The 20,494-nt window shown below is 66.4% G+C and carries 18 protein-coding genes; 3 read left to right on the top strand and 15 right to left on the bottom strand.

Going from position 1 to position 20,494, the window contains the following annotated elements:
• Nucleotides 1-5: 5 nt before the first annotated feature.
• The 3 genes from tatA to AWC12_RS04560 are packed head-to-tail and all read right to left on the bottom strand — an operon-like array spanning nt 6 to nt 2,314.
• Nucleotides 6-290, bottom strand: coding sequence for a Sec-independent protein translocase subunit TatA (gene tatA, locus AWC12_RS04570; RefSeq protein ID WP_085172599.1), 285 nt, complete (start codon nt 288-290; stop codon nt 6-8).
• Between the two features lie 30 nt (nt 291-320).
• A complete protein-coding gene (locus AWC12_RS04565) occupies nt 321-1,307 on the bottom strand; it encodes a helix-turn-helix transcriptional regulator (RefSeq protein WP_024445816.1) in 987 nt (328 codons plus the stop codon).
• Nucleotides 1,304-2,314 (bottom strand): helix-turn-helix transcriptional regulator, encoded by a 1,011-nt coding sequence (locus tag AWC12_RS04560; protein WP_024445815.1) that lies wholly within the window; start codon nt 2,312-2,314, stop codon nt 1,304-1,306. The genes AWC12_RS04565 and AWC12_RS04560 overlap by 4 nt, the downstream gene beginning before the upstream one ends.
• An 83-nt stretch (nt 2,315-2,397) precedes the next feature.
• Here AWC12_RS04560 and AWC12_RS04555 point away from each other — a divergent pair, with 83 nt between their 5' ends.
• Nucleotides 2,398-2,985 carry a class I SAM-dependent DNA methyltransferase gene (locus AWC12_RS04555; RefSeq protein WP_085172717.1) on the top strand — a complete coding sequence of 196 codons (588 nt, stop codon included), beginning with the start codon at nt 2,398-2,400 and terminating at the stop codon, nt 2,983-2,985.
• A 26-nt stretch (nt 2,986-3,011) separates the two neighbouring features.
• Here the strand turns inward: AWC12_RS04555 and pafA are convergent, their stop codons facing one another.
• Complete coding sequence (gene pafA, locus AWC12_RS04550) at nt 3,012-4,370, bottom strand: Pup--protein ligase (RefSeq protein ID WP_024445813.1); 1,359 nt, start codon at nt 4,368-4,370, stop codon at nt 3,012-3,014.
• Nucleotides 4,371-4,474: 104 nt separating this feature from the next.
• On the opposite strand from pafA, the gene AWC12_RS04545 reads away from it, so the two are divergent.
• A complete protein-coding gene (locus AWC12_RS04545; RefSeq protein WP_024445812.1) occupies nt 4,475-4,753 on the top strand; it encodes a DUF7162 family protein in 279 nt (92 codons plus the stop codon).
• Entirely contained in the window at nt 4,750-6,372 is a 1,623-nt protein-coding gene (locus AWC12_RS04540) for an alpha/beta hydrolase (protein WP_085172597.1), read from the top strand. The genes AWC12_RS04545 and AWC12_RS04540 overlap by 4 nt, the downstream gene beginning before the upstream one ends.
• A 56-nt stretch (nt 6,373-6,428) precedes the next feature.
• On the opposite strand, the gene AWC12_RS04535 is transcribed toward AWC12_RS04540, so the two are convergent.
• The 11 genes from AWC12_RS04535 to AWC12_RS04485 form a co-directional block, all read right to left on the bottom strand.
• The gene (locus AWC12_RS04535; RefSeq protein ID WP_024445810.1) at nt 6,429-7,223 is read right to left on the bottom strand and encodes an IclR family transcriptional regulator; all 795 of its coding nucleotides are present in this window, start codon (nt 7,221-7,223) and stop codon (nt 6,429-6,431) included.
• Between the two features lie 12 nt (nt 7,224-7,235).
• A complete protein-coding gene (locus AWC12_RS04530; protein WP_024445809.1) occupies nt 7,236-9,083 on the bottom strand; it encodes a putative nucleotidyltransferase substrate binding domain-containing protein in 1,848 nt (615 codons plus the stop codon).
• Complete coding sequence (locus AWC12_RS04525) at nt 9,058-10,578, bottom strand: GMC family oxidoreductase (RefSeq protein WP_024445808.1); 1,521 nt, start codon at nt 10,576-10,578, stop codon at nt 9,058-9,060. Before AWC12_RS04525 ends, AWC12_RS04530 begins: the two co-directional genes overlap by 26 nt.
• Nucleotides 10,571-12,130 carry an APC family permease gene (locus tag AWC12_RS04520; RefSeq protein WP_024445807.1) on the bottom strand — a complete coding sequence of 520 codons (1,560 nt, stop codon included), beginning with the start codon at nt 12,128-12,130 and terminating at the stop codon, nt 10,571-10,573. Before AWC12_RS04520 ends, AWC12_RS04525 begins: the two co-directional genes overlap by 8 nt.
• An 8-nt stretch (nt 12,131-12,138) precedes the next feature.
• The gene (locus AWC12_RS04515; RefSeq protein WP_085172595.1) at nt 12,139-13,641 is read right to left on the bottom strand and encodes an aldehyde dehydrogenase family protein; all 1,503 of its coding nucleotides are present in this window, start codon (nt 13,639-13,641) and stop codon (nt 12,139-12,141) included.
• A gap of 23 nt (nt 13,642-13,664) precedes the next feature.
• Nucleotides 13,665-14,804 (bottom strand): aromatic ring-hydroxylating oxygenase subunit alpha, encoded by a 1,140-nt coding sequence (locus tag AWC12_RS04510; protein ID WP_085172593.1) that lies wholly within the window; start codon nt 14,802-14,804, stop codon nt 13,665-13,667.
• Nucleotides 14,801-15,901 (bottom strand): N-methyl-L-tryptophan oxidase, encoded by a 1,101-nt coding sequence (gene solA / locus AWC12_RS04505; protein ID WP_420087681.1) that lies wholly within the window; start codon nt 15,899-15,901, stop codon nt 14,801-14,803. Before solA ends, AWC12_RS04510 begins: the two co-directional genes overlap by 4 nt.
• A 49-nt stretch (nt 15,902-15,950) precedes the next feature.
• On the bottom strand, nt 15,951-18,395 hold the full coding sequence (locus tag AWC12_RS04500) for a GcvT family protein (protein WP_085172590.1): 2,445 nt from the start codon (nt 18,393-18,395) through the stop codon (nt 15,951-15,953).
• Between the two features lie 244 nt (nt 18,396-18,639).
• On the bottom strand, nt 18,640-19,398 hold the full coding sequence (gene prcA / locus AWC12_RS04495; RefSeq protein WP_085172588.1) for a proteasome subunit alpha: 759 nt from the start codon (nt 19,396-19,398) through the stop codon (nt 18,640-18,642).
• The gene (gene prcB, locus AWC12_RS04490; protein ID WP_085172586.1) at nt 19,395-20,303 is read right to left on the bottom strand and encodes a proteasome subunit beta; all 909 of its coding nucleotides are present in this window, start codon (nt 20,301-20,303) and stop codon (nt 19,395-19,397) included. The genes prcA and prcB overlap by 4 nt, the downstream gene beginning before the upstream one ends.
• Nucleotides 20,300-20,494: a ubiquitin-like protein Pup gene (locus AWC12_RS04485; protein ID WP_024445800.1), complete on the bottom strand. Its 195-nt coding sequence runs from the start codon at nt 20,492-20,494 to the stop codon at nt 20,300-20,302. The genes prcB and AWC12_RS04485 overlap by 4 nt, the downstream gene beginning before the upstream one ends.

Genomic DNA, 20,494 nt, shown 5'->3' with positions numbered 1-20,494 from the left:
TCCGGTCAGGCCGGGCGTTTGTCCGACGTCGGCTGAGCCGACGATTCAGACCTTGTCGGCTGAGCCGAGGCGTCGGTGTCCACGACTCGCTCGGACGTGATCTGCGTCGGTTGCGCGGGCTTGTCCGAGGTCTCCGACTTGGAATCTGCCTGCATCTCCTTGATCTCGGATTTGAAGATGCGCATCGACTTGCCCAGCGAACGTGCCGCGTCGGGGAGCTTCTTGGCACCGAAAAGCAGCACGAACACGGCGATGACAATGAGCCAGTGCCAGGGTTGTAGACCACCCAATTTGGTTACCTCCAGACGTCTGCGCCAAGCTTACTCGCCCGGCGAGCCGATGCCGACCCGATAGGCCTCGAGCGCCGCCGCGGCCGACTGCCGAACCCGATCCGCCAATTCCGCCGGTTGCAGTACCTGCACGGCCGCGCCGAACCCCAGGATGAAACGCGTCATCCATTGGTCCGAGGCGTAGGTCATCGCCGCCTCACACGAGCCGTCGGGGAACTCCCGCAGCACGCGCAACGGGTAGTAGTCGAACATCCACGCCGCAGACCGGTCGATGAGCAGGGTGGCGGTGGGCAGGGACGGGTCTGCGGTGTCCGGATCGAACAGCGAGGTGTCCGGTCCCGCTTCCACCGCCGGTGGAGGCGGCAGCGACGGCTCGTCGAGAACCCGAGCATCGACGATCCGGTCGAAGCGGAACAGGCGCACGCCCTCGGCGGTGCGGCACCACGCCTCCAGGTAACTGTGGTCGGCGATGAGGACCACGCGGATGGGGTCCACGACGCGGCTGGACAACATGTCGTGCGATGCCGAGTAGTACTCGATCGCGAGCGCGCGGTCGTTGCGTACGGCGGTGCGCACCGCTGCCGCGGCGTCGCTCTCCATCGGTGCCGGCTCGTCGACCGCGGCGCCTTCGACGCCGTGCCCGACGGCACCGGCCGCGGACTCGATCTTGGCGATTGCACTGCGGGCCGCCTCCGGATCGACCATCCCGGGCACGTCCAGCAGGGCTCTGAGCGCCACCAGCACGCCGGTGGCCTCAGGTGAGGTCAGTCGCAGGGGGTGGTCGATACCCGCCGAGAACGTGACCTCGATGGTGTCGCCGGAGAACTCGAAGTCGATGAGATCTCCGGGACCGTAGCCCGGCAGACCGCACATCCACAGCTGGTTGAGGTCGTCGCGAAGCTGTTTGACGCTGACCCCGAGGTCGGTGGCGGCCTCGGCGTAGGTGATCTTCGGGTTCGCCTGGAAGTACGGCACCATGTTGAGAAGCCGCACCAGCCGGGCACTGATGGCCGTCACTGGTTGTCCCTCCCGTCGGCGCCGACGGGCGCCAGGTGCGCTTCCAGCCGCGCGATCACGTCGCGGCGCAGCGATTCCGGTTCGAGGGCCAGCGCGTCGGCACCATAGCTGGCCACCTCCCTGGCCAGCCGGTCGAACATGCCGATGTCGATGCTCAGTTCGTCACCGGACCTTTCACCGATCATTCTCGGGCCGATCACCGTGCCGCGGCGGCGTAGCGCGGTGGCGCGACCCTCGGCAACCCAGACCGTCGCTTGACCGGCGGCGGGCCAGTCCCCCACGACTTTCGCGACGATCCCGCGCAGATCGGTCCCCTCAGGCATGCTGACCGCGCCTGCGGGACCGATCGGCGTCACGTCGGCTCCGATGCGCGAGAGCCGGAAGGTGCGGACCGCTTCGCGGTCGCGGTCGTGGCCGACCACGTACCACCGTCCCCGGTCGGTGACCACTCCCCACGGCTCCAAGGTGCGGGTGGCGTACGGCTCGCTTCGCGCCGGACGGTAGCGGAACTGCACAGCGCGTCCGGAATCGATGGCGGACAACAGGATTCCGAGGACTTCCTCTGAACCGCGCAGCCCGGGCAGCGCCGCCGTCGAGGTGATTGCGATGTCGTCGTCGGCTTCGATGTCGACACCGGCCGCCCGCAGCTTCAGCAGCGCACCCTGGGTGGCCGTGATCAGTTCGGGCGATTCCCACAATTGCGTCGCGACGGCGACGGCGGCCGCCTCGTCGGGAGTCAGTTCCACCGCGGGCAGGGCGTAGGCGTCGCGGTTGATGCGGTACCCCTCCGCGGGGTCGGTGGAGGACACCCGACCGGTCTCCAGCGGGATGCCCAGGTCGCGCAGTTCGTTCTTGTCGCGCTCGAACATCCGCGAGAACGCCTCGTCGCTGGCTTCGTCGGAGTAGCCGTAGACCGTTTCGCGGATTCTGTCCGCGGTGATGAAGGACCGCGTGGACAACAACGCGATGACGAGATTCATCAGGCGTTCGACTTTCGAGATCCCCACGGCTAAGAGCTTAAGGTGCTCGGGGAATCCCGCTGTACGCCCATCGCGGCGCGTCCCGGCACCGCCCCTGCAGAATGGCGGTCGTGAGCACACGGTGGCAACAGTCCGACAGACCGCGAGGGGATGAGTACGACGCGCGCTGGGAGCGCCTGGCGGCGACAGGTGCGAGCGTGCACGGCGAAGCCGACCTCATCGAGGCCCTGTTGGGTGAATCCGGTGGCGCTCGCGTGTTGGATGCGGGCTGCGGAACCGGAAGGGTCGCAATCGAACTCGCCGCACGCGGGTTCTCGGTGGTCGGTATCGACGCCGACCCCGCGATGCTGTCCGCCGCCAAGACGAAAGCGCCGCAGGTCCGGTGGATCGAGGCCGATCTGGTGGAGACCGATGCTCATCTGCAGGAGACGTTCGACATCGTCGCGATGCCGGGCAATGTGATGATCTTCCTCGACCGTGGCACTGAAGCGACCGTTGTCAGCCAGCTAGCGCGACGTCTGACACCGGGTGGGCTGCTCGTGGCGGGATTCCAGCTCGTCGCTGGGCGGCTAACGCTCGCCCGCTATGACGAGGTCGCTGCAGCCGCAGGCCTCGAACTGGCGGACAGATGGGCCACGTGGGACCGCGACCCGTACGAGGGCGGGGATTACGCCGTATCGGTGCACCGGCTCGCGTAGAAGCCCTGCCGACATAGAAGCTCTGTCTACATAGACGCGATGAGCCGCTTGACCCTCTCGTCCACCGAGCGGAACGGGTCCTTGCACAGCACGGTGCGCTGCGCCTGATCGTTGAGCTTCAGGTGCACCCAGTCGACGGTGAAGTCGCGGCCGGCTTCCTGCGCTGCGGTGATGAACTCGCCGCGCAACTTGGCCCGCGTGGTCTGCGGTGGGGTGTTGACCGCGGCCTCGATCTCCTCGTCGGTGGTGATCCGCGCGGCCAAGCCCTTGCGCTGCAGCAGGTCGAACACGCCGCGGCCACGCTTGATGTCGTGGTAGGCGAGGTCGAGCTGGCTGATTTTCGGATCGGACAGCTCCATGTTGTAGCGGTCCTGGTAGCGCTGGAACAGCTTGCGTTTGATCACCCAGTCGATCTCGGTGTCGACCTTGGCGAAGTCCTGGCTCTCGACGGCGTCGAGCTGGCGGCCCCACAGGTCGACGACCTGTTCGATGTTGGTGTTGGGCTCACGGGTCTGCAGGTATTCGACCGCACGGGCGTAGTACTCGCGCTGAATGTCGAGTGCGCTGGCCTGCCTTCCGCCGGCCAGGCGCACCGGCCGCCGACCGGTGAGGTCATGGCTGACCTCACGGATCGCGCGGATCGGGTTGTCGAGGGAGAAGTCCCGGAATGCCACACCGGCCTCGATCATCTCGAGTACCAGTGATGCCGAGCCGACCTTGAGCATCGTGGTCGATTCGCTCATGTTGGAGTCCCCGACGATGACGTGCAGTCGGCGGTACTTCTCGGCGTCGGCGTGCGGTTCGTCGCGGGTGTTGATGATCGGCCTGCTGCGCGTCGTCGCGCTGGAGACGCCTTCCCAGATGTGCTCGGCGCGCTGCGACAGGCAGTACGTCGCCGCCTTAGGGGTCTGCAGCACCTTGCCCGCGCCGCAGATCAGCTGGCGCGTGACCAGGAACGGCAGCAGCACGTCAGAGATCCGGGAGAACTCGCCCGCGCGCACGATCAGGTAGTTCTCGTGGCAGCCGTACGAGTTGCCGGCCGAGTCGGTGTTGTTCTTGAACAGGTAGATGTCGCCGCCGATACCCTCGTCGGCCAGCCGCTGTTCGGCGTCGATCAGCAGATCCTCAAGGACCCGCTCACCTGCGCGGTCATGGGTGACCAACTGCGTCAGGTTGTCACATTCGGCGGTCGCGTACTCGGGGTGGCTACCCACGTCCAGATACAGGCGCGCACCGTTACGGAGAAAGACGTTGCTGCTACGTCCCCACGACACCACCCGGCGGAACAGATAGCGGGCAACCTCGTCGGGGCTGAGCCGGCGGTGGCCGTGGAACGTGCAGGTGACACCGAATTCTGTCTCGATGCCCATGATTCGTCGCTGCACCTCATCGAGACTACAAGTTGTCAGGCTCACAGGACGGGCAGACACCCGCTCCGGCGCCTGTGGATAACTCGGCCGGGCACCGCGCGCGGCTGTCAGCATGAGCCATGGGGGAAATCGCGCATGTGGATCTCGGCCGTCTGCGGGCCGTGGCGGACAGCTTCTGGGGCACCGCGGCCGACGTGGCGGGCATGCCGTGGCCGGTGCTCGACACCGACGCGCTTCCCGGCTCGTCGGTCGAGGCCACGAACACCGCCGAACTGATCACCGATCTGGTCGACGGCCTCACCGCGGACCTCAACGGCTGGGCCACGGCGGCGCGCGCGTCAGCGGAGGCCTTTCAGCACGCCGATGCCGTCAACGGGGAACGGTTCGGATCCCGATGAGCTCGCTGACCGTCTCCGTGGTTCGACGCTGGCGACCCGAGACGCTCTCGACTCTGGCACGGGAACTCGACGACGCTGCCCGTCGGTTACGCGATCGCGTCGACGACGCCATCGCAGCATCGGACCGAAGCCAGGACCACTGGATCGGCACCGCTGCCGACGCCGCACGCGAACGGGCCCGCCTCATCGGCGCCGACGCCGTCGAGGTGGCGCGCAGGATGGTGTCTGCCTCGGTGGCAGCCCACGACGGTGCCGAGCAGATCGCTGCGGCTCGTAGCGCGCTCCTCACCGAGGTGGACGAAGCGCGCACGAGCGGATTCGACGTCGCCGACGACGGCTCGGTGACCGTCGTGGCAGAACCGGAACCCCTGCTCGTGCTACTCGCCGGCGGCCAGGACGCGGTGGCAGAGGACATGCTCGAACTGCGGGCCGTGGAATTGAGCGCCCGCATCCGTGACGCCCTCAGCAAGCTTGAGGCGGCAGACGTCGATGCGGCGCACGACATCACGTCGGCGCTGTCAGACACCGAGACACCGGACAGGCCCGCGGCCACGGTGCCCGCCGGAGCCTGGCCCGTCCAGGCGGTCGACGTGGTGGATGCGTGGCCCGCCATGAGCCAGGACCGGATTGCCACGCAGATCGCGGCCATGAGCCTCGTGCAACGCAACCGCTTGATCGCGGATTTCCCGCAGCAGGTCGGCAACACCGATGGCGTGCCCTGGGATATGCGGATTGCCGCGAATCGCCTCAACATCGCGTCGGCCATCCTTGCCGAGACGGGTGCCGACTCGCTGTCTCGCAGGCGAATCGAGTTCTACCGCAGCCTCCTCGGAGAGATCGACGATCCCGCGAGCGGACAACGCATCTCACGCAAAATCATCGCGTTCGATACGGGCCGCGCTTCGCTGGTCGAGCTGAACGGAGACCTCGCGACCGCGCGGGGTGTCGCGGTGCTGGTGCCCGGCGTGAACACCACCATCGAGGGCTCCTCCTCCAACACCGCGACCGCCCGGCGCTTCGTGTCGGCGACGCGCGGGGAGATCGCCGTGATCACCTATCTGGGCGGGCCGTTCCCGCAGGTGCGCGACCCCATCTCGGTCCTGCAGTCCGCGGACACCCGCTTCGCACTGGACATGGCGCCGCGTCTGGTGGCGTTCAGCGAGGATGTCGACCGTCGGGTGGGCGACGGGGTTCCCGTGACGGTGATCGGGCACTCCTACGGCGGCTCGATCGTCGGGACGGCCGAGACGATGGGGCTGACCTCGGACCGCACCCTGTTCCTGGCGGCCGCCGGTGCCGGGGTCGGGGTGGACGACCCGGGCGACTGGCACAACAGGAACCCTCACGTCGAGCGCTTCTCGATGACCGCGCCGGGAGATTTCATCGAGCTGGTGCAAGGCATCCCCGGTGGGCCCCACGGTAGCGACCCCGACGAGATGCCGACGGTGATCCGTTTGGCAGCAGGCGATTACGACGACGGCGGACCGGTCGCCGGATGGGATGCGCACAGTGGAATGCTCAATCGGCCCTCGGATTCGTGGCGGACGATCCTGGCGGTCATCGCAGGAGATTCGCAGAGCGTGGGCCGCGCGATGGTGGACGCGCCGACAGTGCGCTGAGGTCGTGAGATCTGCCCGTTTGACGCTCTGCACGCGCCCTCGGCATCAATCGAGCCCTATTCTCGCGCGGTCCAGCCCAGCCGGTGGCTGATCTCGTCGGCGGCCGCGATCGTCTGCTTGGCGACCTCTTCGAACCGTTCCGGCGCCAGCCGGTACGAGGGTCCTGAAACACTGAGCGCGGCAACGACTTGCGCGTGCGCACCGTGAACGGGTGCGGCGACCGCGTTGAGGCCCACTTCGAGTTCCTCGCTCACGCTGGCCCATCCGCGCTCCCGCACCACCGACAGCTCGTCCTGCAGGTCGGCGACGCTGCCAACGGTGGACTCGGTGAACAGGGTGATGGGCACCGGAACCCGGGCACGCACGTCATTGGGATCGAGGCCGGCCAGAAGCACTTTGCCACTGGAGGTGGCGTATGCCGGGCAGCTCTGCCCGACCCAGGTGCGCAGCGTGATCTCCGCCGGACCGATCGATTCGACGATGTTGACGATGCGGTCCTGGTCGAGCACGGCGAGGTTGGCCGTCTCCCCCACGTCGACGCTGAGCATGTCGCAGGCCACCTGGCCCAGCTTCACCAGGTCGCTCTGACCGCCCGCCACATGCGCCAACCGCGGAATCGCGAACCCGAGACGGTACTTGCCGCGTTCGGAGATCCGCTCGACATATCCGCGAGCCTCCAGCACCGCAATCAGCCGCGACACCGTCGACTTGTGGACGCCGAGCTCGGCGGCGATCTCGGTGACGCCGGCCTGCCCCAGCGAAGCGACGATCTCCAGAACTGTCAGTGCGCGGTCCACGGACTGCACGGCGGCAGGAGGATCCCCGGCTGATGTGCTGTCGTCCTTGACCATTGCACAACCAGCCTATAGGCCCGTGCGGCCGAGGTTGCCGACGCGTCGGCGCACCGCTGCGATCTCTCGCAACCCGTCACCGAGCAGGCTGCGGTTGAGCGGTGAGAGTTCCGACATGGTGATGATGTCGTTCGGGGTGTGGCCGGCGGCGAGCTGTTCGACCTGATGGGTCATCCGAAGTCGTTGCACCATCGTGTACACATCGCAGAGCGTGCGCGCGTCGGCGTCGCTCAGCACACCCGATTGCGCCGCGGCCTCGAGTCGGGTCGGAGTGGCCGCCGACGTGACGCCTGCGTTCAGGCCGCCCCAGCGGGCCAGGTTCACGATCGGGGTCACCGCGTGGTTCTTCAGATCGAAGGTGCCGCCGCGCCGCGAGAGCACGTCGCGCAGCGAACGGGTCCGCACCTTGCCTGACAGCACCTCGAGCAGCTGCAGCCGCAACGCGTTCGGATGTTCCTCGCGGATCCGGTGAAATGCCGCGGGCACGGTATGCAGTGACGGGTCACCCCAGACCACGCGCGCGTCGATCAACAACGAGGACATGATCAGGCCCTGGTTCTGCAGCGGGTCATCCAGCCAGGCCTGGGCGGCGTCGCGCCAATCGGACTGTGTCCGTGCAAATCTCGTCGATGCCGCGGTCGCGCCGTTGCGATCGTGGGGCAGACCGCACGCCTCGAGCAGGTCGTGCACCTGCGAGGCGATCGCCCGCAGCTGCGGTGCGCGGACCGCGAGGTCGTCGCGAAACGACAACGCGCTGTCGACGTCGGAGGACGGCATCGCCTCTCGGCGCGCAACACTGCCGAGCGTCAGCCATGCGAAACCATCGACGTCCCCGGTATCTGTCTGGGCGAGAACGATTTCCAACGCACGGCGAACCAGGCTGTCGATGACGACCGAAAGGATGGCACTCGTCGCAGCGGCCTTGGTGCCGTTGCGGAAGAGGTCGACAGCGGTACCGGTGACGCGCTGCCCCACGTGCTGCAGCTGCGCCGAATCGGCGGCGTCGGCGATCGCGCGTCGCAGCATGAAGCTCTGCCGTGCCGAAGCCGCCAACAGATCGGCGTCTTCGAGCACTCCCACGACTTCACCGCGCGGCGTCAGAACCGGCATGTGCCGCAGCCCGCACTCGAGCATTTCCATCAGGACACTGTCGGCGGACAGATCCGTCGTGACGGTGCGGACGGGCGCGCTCATCACCGTCTCGATGGCCACATCGACCGACAGCCCGGCTGCGACGACCCGGGTCCGCAGGTCGCGATCGGTGAAGATGCCCAGATTCCCGTCCCGCAGCCGGATCAGCGCATACGACACGCGGTTTTCGGTCATGCGGACGACGACGTCGCGGACCGTGTCGGTCGGCGCGACGACCAGTACCTTTCCGCGGACGAGTTCGGCGACCGGTCTGCTGTCGGTCGCAGGTGCGATCGTCGGCCGCTCGGCAGCCCGGGGCCAGCCGGACGATGCGAGGAAGGCCAAGCCCGCCGGCTTGGCGAACTGTGCGCGAACCAGCGGCCCGGGCAGCTTGATGAGGGTGCTCGCGCTTGTGGCACGGGCTTCGAAGTCCATGCCTGCGCCCGTCAGCAGCGGCGTGTAGCCGAAGATCCCGCCTCGGGTGACGACGTCGATGAGGGCGCCGTCACCACTGGATCGCAGTGCCACTGCGCCGTCGCAGACCATCCACACCTCGTCGGGCACGCGCGACGAATAGTCGGCGACGACGGCGCCGGTCGCGAACTCCTCGATCAACGCCCCGGCGGCGAGTTCGGCGAGCTCGGTCTCCGTCGAGCCCTGGAACGGCGTGTGCTCGGCCAGGAACTCCGGAAGACTCCGGCGGTCAGGCTTCTCTGATGAGGTCGGCACACTTCTCCGCCATGGTCATCACGGTGATGTTCGGGTTGACCGACGGCAGCTTCGGCATCGCCGACGCGTCCACGACCCGAAGCCCCGTGACACCCTTGACCCGCAGTTGCGGATCCAGCACCGCCATCGGATCCGACACTGATCCCATCCGGGCGGTCGCTGCGGGGTGGTAGACGGTGTTGTGGCAGCGATGGATGTAGTCGAGCAGTTCGTCGTCGGTGGTGGCGTCGGGTCCGGGCGCCAGCTCGCGAGAGATCCACGGGGCCAGCGGTTGTTGTGCGGCAATCGTGCGGGCCAGCTTGACGCCGGCGAGCATGATCCGGTCGTCGTAGCCTTCGGGGTCGGTGAAGTAGCGCGGGTCGACCCTGGCGCGATCACGGAAATCACGGGACCGCAAGCGCACCGTCCCACGCGACCGACCTTGAGTTACGTTGGGCGTCAGGCAGAATCCGTTGTCGGTCGTGGGATATCCATGGCGCAGCGTGTTCATGTCGAACGGCACGCTGCCGTAGTGCATCATCAGATCAGGCTGTGTGAGGCCCTCGTCGATGGTCGTGAACAGACCGATCTCCCACCACTGCGTCGAGGTCGTCACCATCGGCTGCGCGGCTTCCCAGAACACCAACCCCTCGACATGGTCGTCGAGGTTCGCCCCGACACCCGGCGAGTCGACGCGCACGTCGATGCCGATCTCCCGCAAGTGGGCGGTGGGCCCGATCCCCGAAAGCATCAACAACTTCGGGGTGTCGATCGCCCCTGCGGTGACGATCACCTCCCGGCGCGCGGACACCGTGTCGTAGCCGGTGAGGTCGGGTCGCTGATAGCGGACCCCGGTAGCTCGCTTCGACTCGTCGAACAGGATCTCCGAAATCCAGGAGTCGGTGCGAACTTCGAGGTTCTTGCGGGTGCCCAGGATCGGATGCAGGAACGCTTTCGACGTCGAGTTGCGGATACCGTCCTCGCCGCCGTTGATCTGGAACCAGCCGGCCCCGTTGCGCACGGTCTCACCACGGTTGAACGCCACCGTCGGCAGACCCGCCAGCGCGGCGGATTCGAGAACCGCGACGCCGCAGGGGTCTTCGGGGGGCACATCCCGCAGCAGCACCGTTTCGGTCAGGCGCCGGACCAGGGGTAGCACCTCGTCTGCACCCCACCCGGTGGCGCCTATCCCGACCCACTCGTCGAGCGCCTCGGCGGGCGGGTGAAACGCGATGCACGAGTTATGCGACGAACAACCCCCCAGGACCTTGGCCCGCGCGTGCCGCATGAACGAATTGCCGCGTTCCTGAGGCTCGACCGGATAATCCCAGTCGTAGCCGGAGTCGAGCAGATGCATCCACTCCGACAGCACCAGGATCGCGTCGTCTCCGACGTCCGACGGTCCCGCCTCGATCAGACAGACCGTGACGCCGGGGTCCTCGGACAGCCGGGCGGCCAGCACGCAGCCTGCGGTGCCGCCCCCGGCGACGATGTAGTCAAAAGTGCTGTCAGCCATCAGTATCCGAAACAGTCTCGGCGGCATGCGATTTCAGGGTACCGATGTGGTTGCGGCCCTTGAGCGAGTACCACAGCAGGCCCGCGCCCAGTATGATGCCGATGTAGAGGAACGCACCCCAGGTGAAGTACCAGGGCTCGCCGTACACGGCCACCCGCGGCCATGCGAGGTTTATCGCCATTCCGACACCCCACACGACCGCGACGATGTTGACCGCAAGCCCCCACCTTCCCATCGTGAAGTAACCACCCTCGGCGAGATCCTTCGGCGGCCACTGCCCTTGAAGCCGCTTCTTCAGAAGCGGGCCCGTCACCATCAGATAGGCCAGGTAGATCATGATGATGGCGATCGAGGTCAGCACCGTGAAGATCTGGATGTTCGCGATATTGATGACCAGGATCAGCAGGGCCAGAATGCCGATCGTGACGGCAGGGATGATCGGCGTCTGCGTCTTCGGGTTCACCGTCGCCAGCTTCTCGCCGAACGGCAACGCGTTGTCGCGGGCCATCGCGAAACTCAGCCGGATCGCGGCGGTGTGTACAGCCAGGCAGCACACCGTAACCGCAATGACGATGCAGACCAGGAAGATCTTGCCCAGCGGTCCCCACATCACCTGCTCGACGATGTACTGCAGGCCGCCGCTGCTTTCACCGAGCTGCGGATCCTCCAGGTTCGGCGCGGCCATCACCGCGAACACCAGGATGCCGCCGCCGATCACGAAGGACGCCAGGATCGCGCGGGCGATCGCCTCCGGCGCGGTGCGGCGCGGTTCGACCGTCTCCTCACCCAGCGAGCTCGCCGTATCGAATCCGTACATGACGTAGCCCGACGCCAGCGACGCGATGAGAAACGCGCCGAGGAAGCCCATGCTCTCCCCGGCGCCGTAACCGTTGGTGGAGAAGAAGACCTGCGGTCCCCGTTCCACGTTGACGGCCAGCAGGATGACGATCAGCACGGCGGCAATCAGTTCGATGAACACTCCGCTCGAGTTGATCATGGCCATCAGTCGAACCCCGAGCGCGTTAACGATCGTGGTGAAGGCGATCAGTATGGAGCCGAGGAGCACCGCGTTTGCGGCATAGTCGTAGGTGCCGGAGCCGTCGCCGATGATCTGGAAACCGCTCCACAGCCGCGGCAGGTTGAGTTGGTAGGCCAGTGCCACCGCCGAGATCGTCACGATGGACGCGGTGAGCATGAGCCACCCCGAAGTCCACCCGACGAGCCTGCTGGCGAGCTTCTTGCTCCAGTTGTAGACGGACCCGGCGACCGGGTACTTGGCAGCCAGTTCCATGAAGCACAGTGCGACTGCCATCTGGCCGACGAAAACGATGGGCCACGACCACAGATAGGCGGGCCCGGCCGTGCCGAACCCGAAGTAGAACAGCTGAAACGTGCCCGTGAGGATGGAGATGTAGCTGACCCCTGCGGCGAAACTGGCGAACTTGCCGATGCTGCGGTCGAGTGACTCTTTGTATCCAAAGTCCTCCATGCCGCTGTCAGCGTGGCTCTTTCCCGTCGCTCCGCTCGCCCCGGAAGGCTGCTTGATCACCATATGCTGTCCTATCCCTTGAACCAGCCCGCGGCACCGGGAGCGGTGTTGTGCCAGATGTGTTTGATCTCTTGATATTCCGCGAGCCCGGTCGGGCCGAGTTCACGTCCGTTACCCGACTTCCCGAAACCGCCCCACTCCGCAGCAGCGGTGTAGTAGCCGAAATCGTTGAGCCATACCGTGCCGTGCCGCAACGCCCGCACCACACGTTCGCCTCGCGCTGTATCCGATGTCCGGACGCCGGCCGCGAGACCGTATTCCGTGTCGTTGCCGAGGGCGATGGCCTCGGCTTCGGTCGTGAACCGCTCGACCGTCAGGATCGGACCGAAGGTCTCCTCGGTGACGATACGCATCGACCGGTCGCAGTGGTCGAAGATTGTGGGCAGGTAGAAGTAACCATCGGCCATCGCCGGGTCGTCCGGCCGCGCACCGCCGGTGACCAGCCGGGCACCCTCTGAGATGCCCAGCCGCACATAGCTTTCCACCTTGTCGCGGTGTTGTTCTGACACCAATGGTCCGGTTTCGCTGGCCGCGTCCATACCGTCGCCCATCGTGATCTTCTCCGCCCGCGCGGCGACCGCGGCGACGAAATCGTCGGCGATGGACTCCTCGACGATCAACCGGGTGCCCGCCGAGCACACCTGTCCCGAATGCAGGAAGACCCCGGTCAGCACGTGGTCGACAGCGGCGTCCCAGCCTGAATCTCTGTCCCCTGGCCCCCCGATGTCGGCGAACACGATGTGCGGATTCTTACCACCGAGTTCCAAAGCCACTTTGGTGACATGGGTGGCGGCGGTCTTCGCGATGGTGCGCCCGGTGGCCAGACCACCGGTGAACGAGATGAAATCGACGTCCGGATCATCCGTCAACGCGGCCCCGAGGGTGGCGCCGCTGCCCTGCACCAGATTCACCACCCCTGGCGGCACGCCGGCCTCCTCCAGGAGGTGCGCGAACGCGATGGTGGACAGCGGTGTGACCTCGCTCGGTTTGGCGACCATCGTGCAGCCGGCTGCCAGCGCCGGAGCCACCTTCCAGGACATCTGGAGCAGCGGATAGTTCCACGGCGCGATCAACACGCACACGCCGATCGGTTCACGCACGACGCGGCTGATGACGGCGGCGTCGCCCACATCGACAACGCGATCGGCTTCCGCGCCGACGAGTTTGGCGTAGTACCGGAAAACCGATGTTACGTCGTCGATGTCGATGCGGCTTTCCGCCAGCGTCTTGCCGGTGTCGGTGGTCTCGAGGCGAGCCAGGGATTCCTTGTCGCGTTGCAGGAGGTCTGCGACGCGATCAAGCAGGGCAGCGCGTTCCGTGACGGGCGTGGCGCGCCAGGCTCCGTCGTCGAAGGCTGTTCTGGCCGCGGCCACGGCCGCCAGCGCATCGTCCGGAGTGGCTTCGTCGACGACCGCCGCGACGCCGCCGTCAGCGGGATTGATGATGTAGCGGGTGCCTCCATCGGAGGCGTGACGCCACGAGCCGCCGATCCAGAGATCGGGTTCACCGTCCATGGCCCTGTCGACCCCCTTGCCGTCTACACCGGAGCAGCAGCCAGTCGGGACATTACCCAGTGATGGAACTCCGCGATGTGGTGTTCGGCCGGAACGAGCACTCCGCCGTTGCGGTAGGCGCGCGACGACATCGCCGGCTGGGTGCGCTCGCAGGCGTCGAAATCCTGGACGTTGACCCGGTGGAACAGCTCGACAGAGCGGGAAACATCCCGATCGGAGCCGACCACCTCACCGGTGTAAAGCCAATCGCATTCCACCACCGTGCGATCCGCGGCGACCGGATACATCCGGTGGAAGATCACATGGTCGGGTACCAGGTTGATGAAGACGTTCGCCTTCACGGTGATCGCGTAGTAGCGGCGGTCCTGATCATCGGTGATTCCGGGCAGCCGCTCGAAGCCCTGACCTCCGTCGACGGTGAATCCCGCGACTTCAGGGCCGAATTCGGCACCGAGTCCGACGTTGGCCTGGGCGGCCAGGCCCCGCGCGAACTCGGGCAGGACGCCGACGAGTTCGGGATGGATCGAGCTGCAGTGGTAGCACTCCATGAAGTTCTCCACGATCAGCTTCCAGTTCGCCGCGACGTCGTAGACCACGCGGTGCCCCACGTCGAGGCCGCCGATACCGTAACGATTGATGGCATCGGAATCGCCGAGCGTCCTGGTCGTCTCGGCGAGCACGTCCTCGAACGGCGGCGGGGTGTCGGACAGACACACCCATGCGTATCCGAGCCACTCGGTCAGCGCCACGGGCACCAGTCCGTAGCGATACCGGTCGATCGGTGCTCCCTCGTCGTCGGTCAGAGTCCCGATGTTCGGCGCTGCCATGAGTTTGCCGTCGAGTGCGTAGGTCCAGGAGTGGTACGGGCAGCGCAGGGTCCGCTTGACCTCGCCCTCAGACTCCACGCAGAGTTGGGCACCGCGATGCCTGCACACGTTGAGGAAGGCGCGCAGAAGGCCGTCGCGGCCGCGGATCAGCAGCACGCTCTCTCGTCCGACCTGCACTTTTTTGAACTTCCCCGGTAGCGCGAGGTCCGAGGAGCGCACCGCGCAGAACCAGGTGTTCTCGAAGATGTGCTCCTGCTCCGAGGCGAAGACCTCGGCGCTGGTGTAGTACCTGCCGGCCAGGGTGGGCAGCAGGGCGGGCGGAGGAAAGGCAGTCATAGAGCCGTCACCAATCTGCGGGGGTCGAACAGCGAGATCGGGTGCGTCGTTGCACCAGTGGTGGCGAGATCGGCGAGGATCTCCCCCACCACGGGAACGAATTTGAAGCCGTGCCCGGAGAATCCGCATGCCACCGTGACGTTCTCGGTGTCGGGGTGGCGAGCAATCACGAAGTGTTGGTCCGGGGTATTGGAGTACATGCAGGTCGCCGAGTGGACACACGGCCCGTCCAGGGCGGGCAGCAATTGCGCTGCGCGGTCGCGCATTTCGCGCACCTCACGGTCGTGCACGGTCCGGTCTATCGTGTCCGGTGTGCACTCGATGCCCTTGCGGAAGAACGCGACCTTGACGCCGCCGCGGGGTCCGTCGATCGCGGGGAAGCCGTAGATCTGCATGCCGGAGGCGTCCTCGTCGATGAAGATCGGGTGATCGACGAACGGTTCGACGCCCCCGACCGGATCGAGCCAATACAGCACCTGGCGTTCGACGGTGATGGGGATTCCGAAGTCGGCCAGCAGCTGCGGCGCCCACGCCCCGGGGCAGATCACCACCTGTCCTGCCGTGTACGTGCCCGCGACAGTCCGGACGGTGACACCGCGGGCCGTCTCGGACCACTCGAGGACTTCCTCACCGAAGCGCAATGTGGCCCCGGCCTTTTCAGCGAGGTCCAGATGGGCTTGGACAGTGAGCTCGGGGCGCGCGAATCCGGCTTTGGCCTCGAAGAGCGCAATGTCGCCGGGTTGCGGGGTGAAGTTGGGGAACCGCTGCCGGATCTCGTTCTCGTCGAGGAGGTCGTGCGGCAGGTCCCACTCCTGGCTGGCTCGCAGGCTGCCGGCGACCGTCAGGCAATCCGGGGGCCCGATGAACAGCCCGCCCGTCATGCGGTACACGTCGCGTCCGCTGTCCCTGGCGAGTTCGTCCCACAGTTCGTAGGCGCGCAGCAGCAGCGGCACGTAGGCCGGATCCTCGAAGTAGGACTGCCGGATGATGCGGGAACCGCCGTGGCTGGATCCCTTGTCGTGAGCGGGAGTGAACTTCTCCAGCCCCAGCACGCGCTGCCCGCGTGCGGCGAGGTGGTAGGCCGCAGCGCTACCCATGCCACCCAACCCGATGACAATGACGTCGAAGGTCTGCGAAGTCACACCACTACCTCTTGATCCGCGACATCTCGGGGTCCACGACGGGCTCGGCGTGCACGACGGCGCGGTATGTCGCACCGCGGTAGGCGACCGTGACCACGTCGCCGACGATCACCGTTGCGGGCAGCCACGCGTACGCGATGGTGCGCCCGATGGTTGTGGAAAAGCCTGCGCTCGTGACGTACCCGACGCAGCGACCGGCGACCGACACCGGCTCCTTGCCGAGCACCACCGCGGCGGGATCGTCGAACACGATGCTGCGCAGCACTTTGTCGGGCTCGGGAGCCTGCTGCAGGGCCGCTTTGCCCACGAAATCCGTGTCCTTGGACATGCGCACCGCGAAATCGAGACCCGCCGCGGCGGGCCGGTGTTCGGCGGTCATATCGGTCCCCCAGCTGCGATAGCCTTTTTCGATGCGCAGGCTGTTGAAAGCTATGCGGCCGGCTGGGACGATGCCGAACGGTCCGCCCGCTTCTGCAATGAGATCCCAGAGTGCACAACCGTATTCGGCGCTTGCGTAGATCTCCCAACCGAGTTCGCCGACGTAGGAGACCCGCATCATCGTGACCGGGATGGCACCGAGATAGGTGTGCATCGCGCGGAAATACTTGAAACCGTCGTTGCTGACGTCATCCGGACACAGCGGCGCGATGACGTCACGAGCGTCGGGGCCCCATACGCCCAGGCAGCACGTTCCGCCGGTGATGTCGCGCAGCATGACGTCGGCGGGCCTGCGCCGCGAAAGCCAGTCGAAGTCCATCGGGGAGTTCGCGCCGACCTGGAACGTGTCGGGAGCAAGGCGTGCGACAGTGAGATCACTGCGAATGCCGCCGGTTTCGTCGAGCAGCAGCGTGTAGGTGACCGACCCGACGCTCTTGTCCACGTTGTTGGTCGTCATCTGCTGCAGGAACGCCGCGGCACCGGGGCCCGACACCTCATACCGGGTCAGCGGGGTCATGTCGAACATTGCGACGTGCGCGCGGGTCCAGTGCGCTTCAGCGATGGAGATCGGCGACCAGAACCTCGACGCCCATTCGTCTCGGTCGGGAACAGCAAGCCCGTCCTCGAAAAGCCGTTGCGCCAGAGCCGCATTGGACTCGTACCAGGCTGGGCGTTCCCAGCCGCCACCCTCGTAGAAGTACGCACCGAGTGCGGCCTGGCGGCCATGGAACGGGCTCGTGCGCAGCCCGCGCAGGGCGGTGCGGTATTGGTGGGGATGGACGACGTCGTAGACCTCGACGAACGCCTGCGAGCTGGTCTGCATCACGAACTCGGGACTGCGGGCGATGTCCTCGAATCGGTAGAGGTCGCATTCGTGGGTGTCGACGGACGGCGCACCGTCCACGATCCATTCGGCAGTGGCCCGGGCGACCCCTGCCGAGTGGGTGACCCACACCGCTTCGGCCACCCAAAATCCGGGCAATTCGCGGTGCTCACCCATAATCGAAAACCCGTCGGGAGTGAACGAGAAGATGCCGTTGAAGGCCTCTTCGACCTTCGAATCCCCCAGTGCGGGAAGCAGTTCGGCAGCTGCCTGCCAGGCGGGAGCGAAGTCCTCTTCGGTGAAGGGCATCATCGACGGCATCGGCTCACCGGCCGTGTCGGCGAGCAGCGTCGTCATGTCCACAGGCATGGGCTTGTGGCTGTAGGACCCTATTCCAAGGCGATCGACGTGCTCACGGAAGTAGAGGTCCTGGTCCTGATGCCGCAGGATCGGCAGGCCCGCCTCGGTGAGCTCAGTGTTGCGGCCGACGAGGTCGGGGATCTGCCCGGTGCGCGCGTATTGGTGTGCCATGGGGACCAGCGGCAGGACGAGCCCGACCTCTTTGGCGAACTGCGCGCCCCAGAAGCCGGCGGCGCACACCACGACGTCGGCGTCGATGACGCCGTCGGCGGTCCGCACGCCGGTGACTCGGTGACCGTTGTCGAGGATTCCGAGCACTTCGGTGTGCGGACGAAGCGTGGCACCCCTCGCCTCGGCGCGGCGGGCCTGGGCCTCCGCGGCGCGCAACGCCTTCGCCAGGCCGTCGGCGGGGGTGTGGAAGCCGCCGAGGATGCGACCGGGATCGATGAGAGGGTGCAGACGCACGCACTCGGCGGGGGTGAGGAGATGACCTTCGATGCCCCAGGACTGTGCCCAGCCGGCTTTGCGATGCAGGTCAGCCAAACGCTCAGGGGTGGTGGCGACCTCAAGTCCGCCCACGGGATTGAACGCCCAGCCGTCGGGGTGATCGAGGGCGTTGAACTTCTCCACCGTGTATTTGGCGAAGGCGGTCATGGTCTTGGACGGGTTGGTTTGGAACACCAGGCCCGGCGCATGGGAGGTAGAGCCTCCGGTGGCGAACAGTGGCCCGCGGTCGACGACGGTGACGTCGGTCCACCCCCGCGCGGTCAGTTCGTCGGCGAGCGAGGTGCCGACGATTCCGGCACCGATCACGACGACTTTTGGCATGCCTCGACCGCTTTCGTTTGGGAAGGAAGATTTTGATGTGTTGAGTTGCGCTTTGCGCAACGCGATGCGTTATACGCAACAAAATCATCCACCCTGGCGGGACTGGACGCAAGATGGACACGCAAAAGCGTTCCTGTGAGTGTGCGGGGTGCACTACACCCCGAGAATCCGCCACCGAGAGTGCATCCAGGGCGGAGCTATCGACTATCTCTCGCCCTACGCGCACGCTCGGCGCGTAATGGAGTTACTTGGCGGGCTTGGAGTCGCCGGCTTCAGCTGCTTCCGCGGCCGGCTTCTCGGCCGGGGCGGGCAGCAGCGCCTCCAACGCCGCCCCCGTGATGCGGCGGAACGCCCGGCGGCGCCGGTTGGCGTCCAGAATCGCAACCTCGAGCGTCGACGGCCCCAGTGTCCGCGGTTCTGCACCGTTGCCACCGGCGCCCAGGGCACCGACCGCGATCGACACCGCGTCACCCAGGCTCGCGTTCTCGGTGTAGGACTCGTTGAGCGCCGCGATGATCGGCTCAGTCGTGCCACCCATGACCACGAAATGCGGCTCGTCGGCGATCGACCCGTCATAGGTGATCCGGTAGAGCTCAGGCGCTTTCGTCTCGCCGTAGTGCGCGACCTCGGCCACGCACAGCTCCACCTCGTATGGCTTGGCCTGCTCGGTGAAGATCGTCCCCAGCGTCTGGGCGTAGACGTTGGCCAGCTGGCGGCCCGTCACATCGCGCCGTGAATACGCGTAGCCCTGGGTGTCGGCAAAGCGGATTCCGCCGCTGCGCAGATTGTTGAACTCGTTGAACCGCCCGACGGCGGCGAAGCCCACACGATCGTAGAGTTCGCTCACCTTCTGCAGCGACCGAGACGGGTTCTCCGCGACGAACAGCACACCGTCGGCGTAGGCCAGCGCGATCACACTACGGCCGCGGGCAATCCCTTTACGCGCAAGCTCCGAACGCTCGCGCATCGCCTGCTCGGGCGAGATGAAATACGGAAAGCTCACAGCTCGTCACCTCGAACGGGCTCGGCCTCCGGCCCGAATGTATTTGCCTGCGAACGACTCTCGATGATCTCTCGGCACAGCGCGGCGATCTGCTGCTCGGAGATCTCGATGGCGCCGTCGGCATTGATCACCACCGCCGTCGGGAAGATACCCCGCACCAGATCCGGTCCGCCGGTGGCGGAATCGTCGTCGGCGGCATCGTAGAGCGACTCGATCGCGACCCGCAGCGCCGAATCCGCGTCGCGGACCTGCGAGTACAGCTTCTTCATCGACGACTTGGCGAAGATGGAGCCGGAACCAACCGAGTGATATCCCTCTTCCTCCATGTTGTGACCGCCCGCCGCGTCGAACGACACGATGCGGCCCGCCCCCTCGGGATTCGGATCGTCGAGATCGTAACCGGCGAGCAGTGGCAGCGCGACGAAGCCCTGCAGTGCGGCGCCCAGATTTCCGCGCACCATCGTCGCGAGCCGGTTCACCTTGCCGGCGAACGTCAGCGCGACACCTTCGAGCTTTTCGTAGTGCTCCAGTTCCACCGCATACAGCCGAGCGAATTCGACGGCGATTGCGGCGGTGCCTGCGATGCCGGTGACGGTGTAGTCATCGGTGATGTACACCTTCTGCACGTCGCGGCTGGCGATCATGTGCCCCTGGGTGGCACGCCGGTCGCCGGCCATCACCACCCCGCCGGGAAACTTCAGCGCGACGATCGTAGTGCCATGCGGGACTGCATCTGTCGGTGCCAGACCGCCGCCGCTGCCGGGCAACAGATGGGGCGCCTGATGGCGCAGGAAATCCGAGAACGACGACGGATTCACGCCACCATGCGACATGGCCGACGGCGCAGCGAAAGCGCCGGGTAGAGCGGACGGGAAGGCGGACTTATCTCGATCCGGCCAGGTCACTGTCCACCCTTCTGCACGTATGCACGCACGAAGTCCTCGGCGTTCTCCTCAAGGACGTCATCGATTTCGTCCAGCAGGTCGTCCGTTTCCTCGGCCAGCTTTTCGCGGCGCTCTTGACCGGCGCCCGAGTTGCCGGAGAGGTCGTCGTCATCGCCGCCTCCGCCGCCACGCTTGGTCTGCTCCTGAGCCAT

It is taken from the genome of Mycolicibacterium iranicum, from assembly GCF_002101705.1.
In the GTDB taxonomy this organism is placed as follows: Bacteria; Actinomycetota; Actinomycetes; order Mycobacteriales; family Mycobacteriaceae; genus Mycobacterium; species Mycobacterium iranicum.
This window is presented reverse-complemented; position numbering and strand designations above follow the sequence as displayed.

What these genes read in the sequence shown, in the direction of transcription:
- AWC12_RS04500 (WP_085172590.1), bottom strand. Translation starts at nt 18,395, where the DNA reads ATGCCAAAAGTCGTCGTGATCGGTGCCGGAATCGTCGGCACCTCGCTC.
- AWC12_RS04510 (WP_085172593.1), bottom strand. Translation starts at nt 14,804, where the DNA reads ATGACTGCCTTTCCTCCGCCCGCCCTGCTGCCCACCCTGGCCGGCAGG.
- AWC12_RS04520 (WP_024445807.1), bottom strand. Translation starts at nt 12,130, where the DNA reads ATGGTGATCAAGCAGCCTTCCGGGGCGAGCGGAGCGACGGGAAAGAGC.
- solA (WP_420087681.1), bottom strand. Translation starts at nt 15,901, where the DNA reads ATGGGTAGCGCTGCGGCCTACCACCTCGCCGCACGCGGGCAGCGCGTG.
- AWC12_RS04485 (WP_024445800.1), bottom strand. Translation starts at nt 20,494, where the DNA reads ATGGCTCAGGAGCAGACCAAGCGTGGCGGCGGAGGCGGCGATGACGAC.
- AWC12_RS04515 (WP_085172595.1), bottom strand. Translation starts at nt 13,641, where the DNA reads ATGGACGGTGAACCCGATCTCTGGATCGGCGGCTCGTGGCGTCACGCC.
- AWC12_RS04525 (WP_024445808.1), bottom strand. Translation starts at nt 10,578, where the DNA reads ATGGCTGACAGCACTTTTGACTACATCGTCGCCGGGGGCGGCACCGCA.
- AWC12_RS04540 (WP_085172597.1), top strand. Translation starts at nt 4,750, where the DNA reads ATGAGCTCGCTGACCGTCTCCGTGGTTCGACGCTGGCGACCCGAGACG.
- AWC12_RS04535 (WP_024445810.1), bottom strand. Translation starts at nt 7,223, where the DNA reads ATGGTCAAGGACGACAGCACATCAGCCGGGGATCCTCCTGCCGCCGTG.
- AWC12_RS04545 (WP_024445812.1), top strand. Translation starts at nt 4,475, where the DNA reads ATGGGGGAAATCGCGCATGTGGATCTCGGCCGTCTGCGGGCCGTGGCG.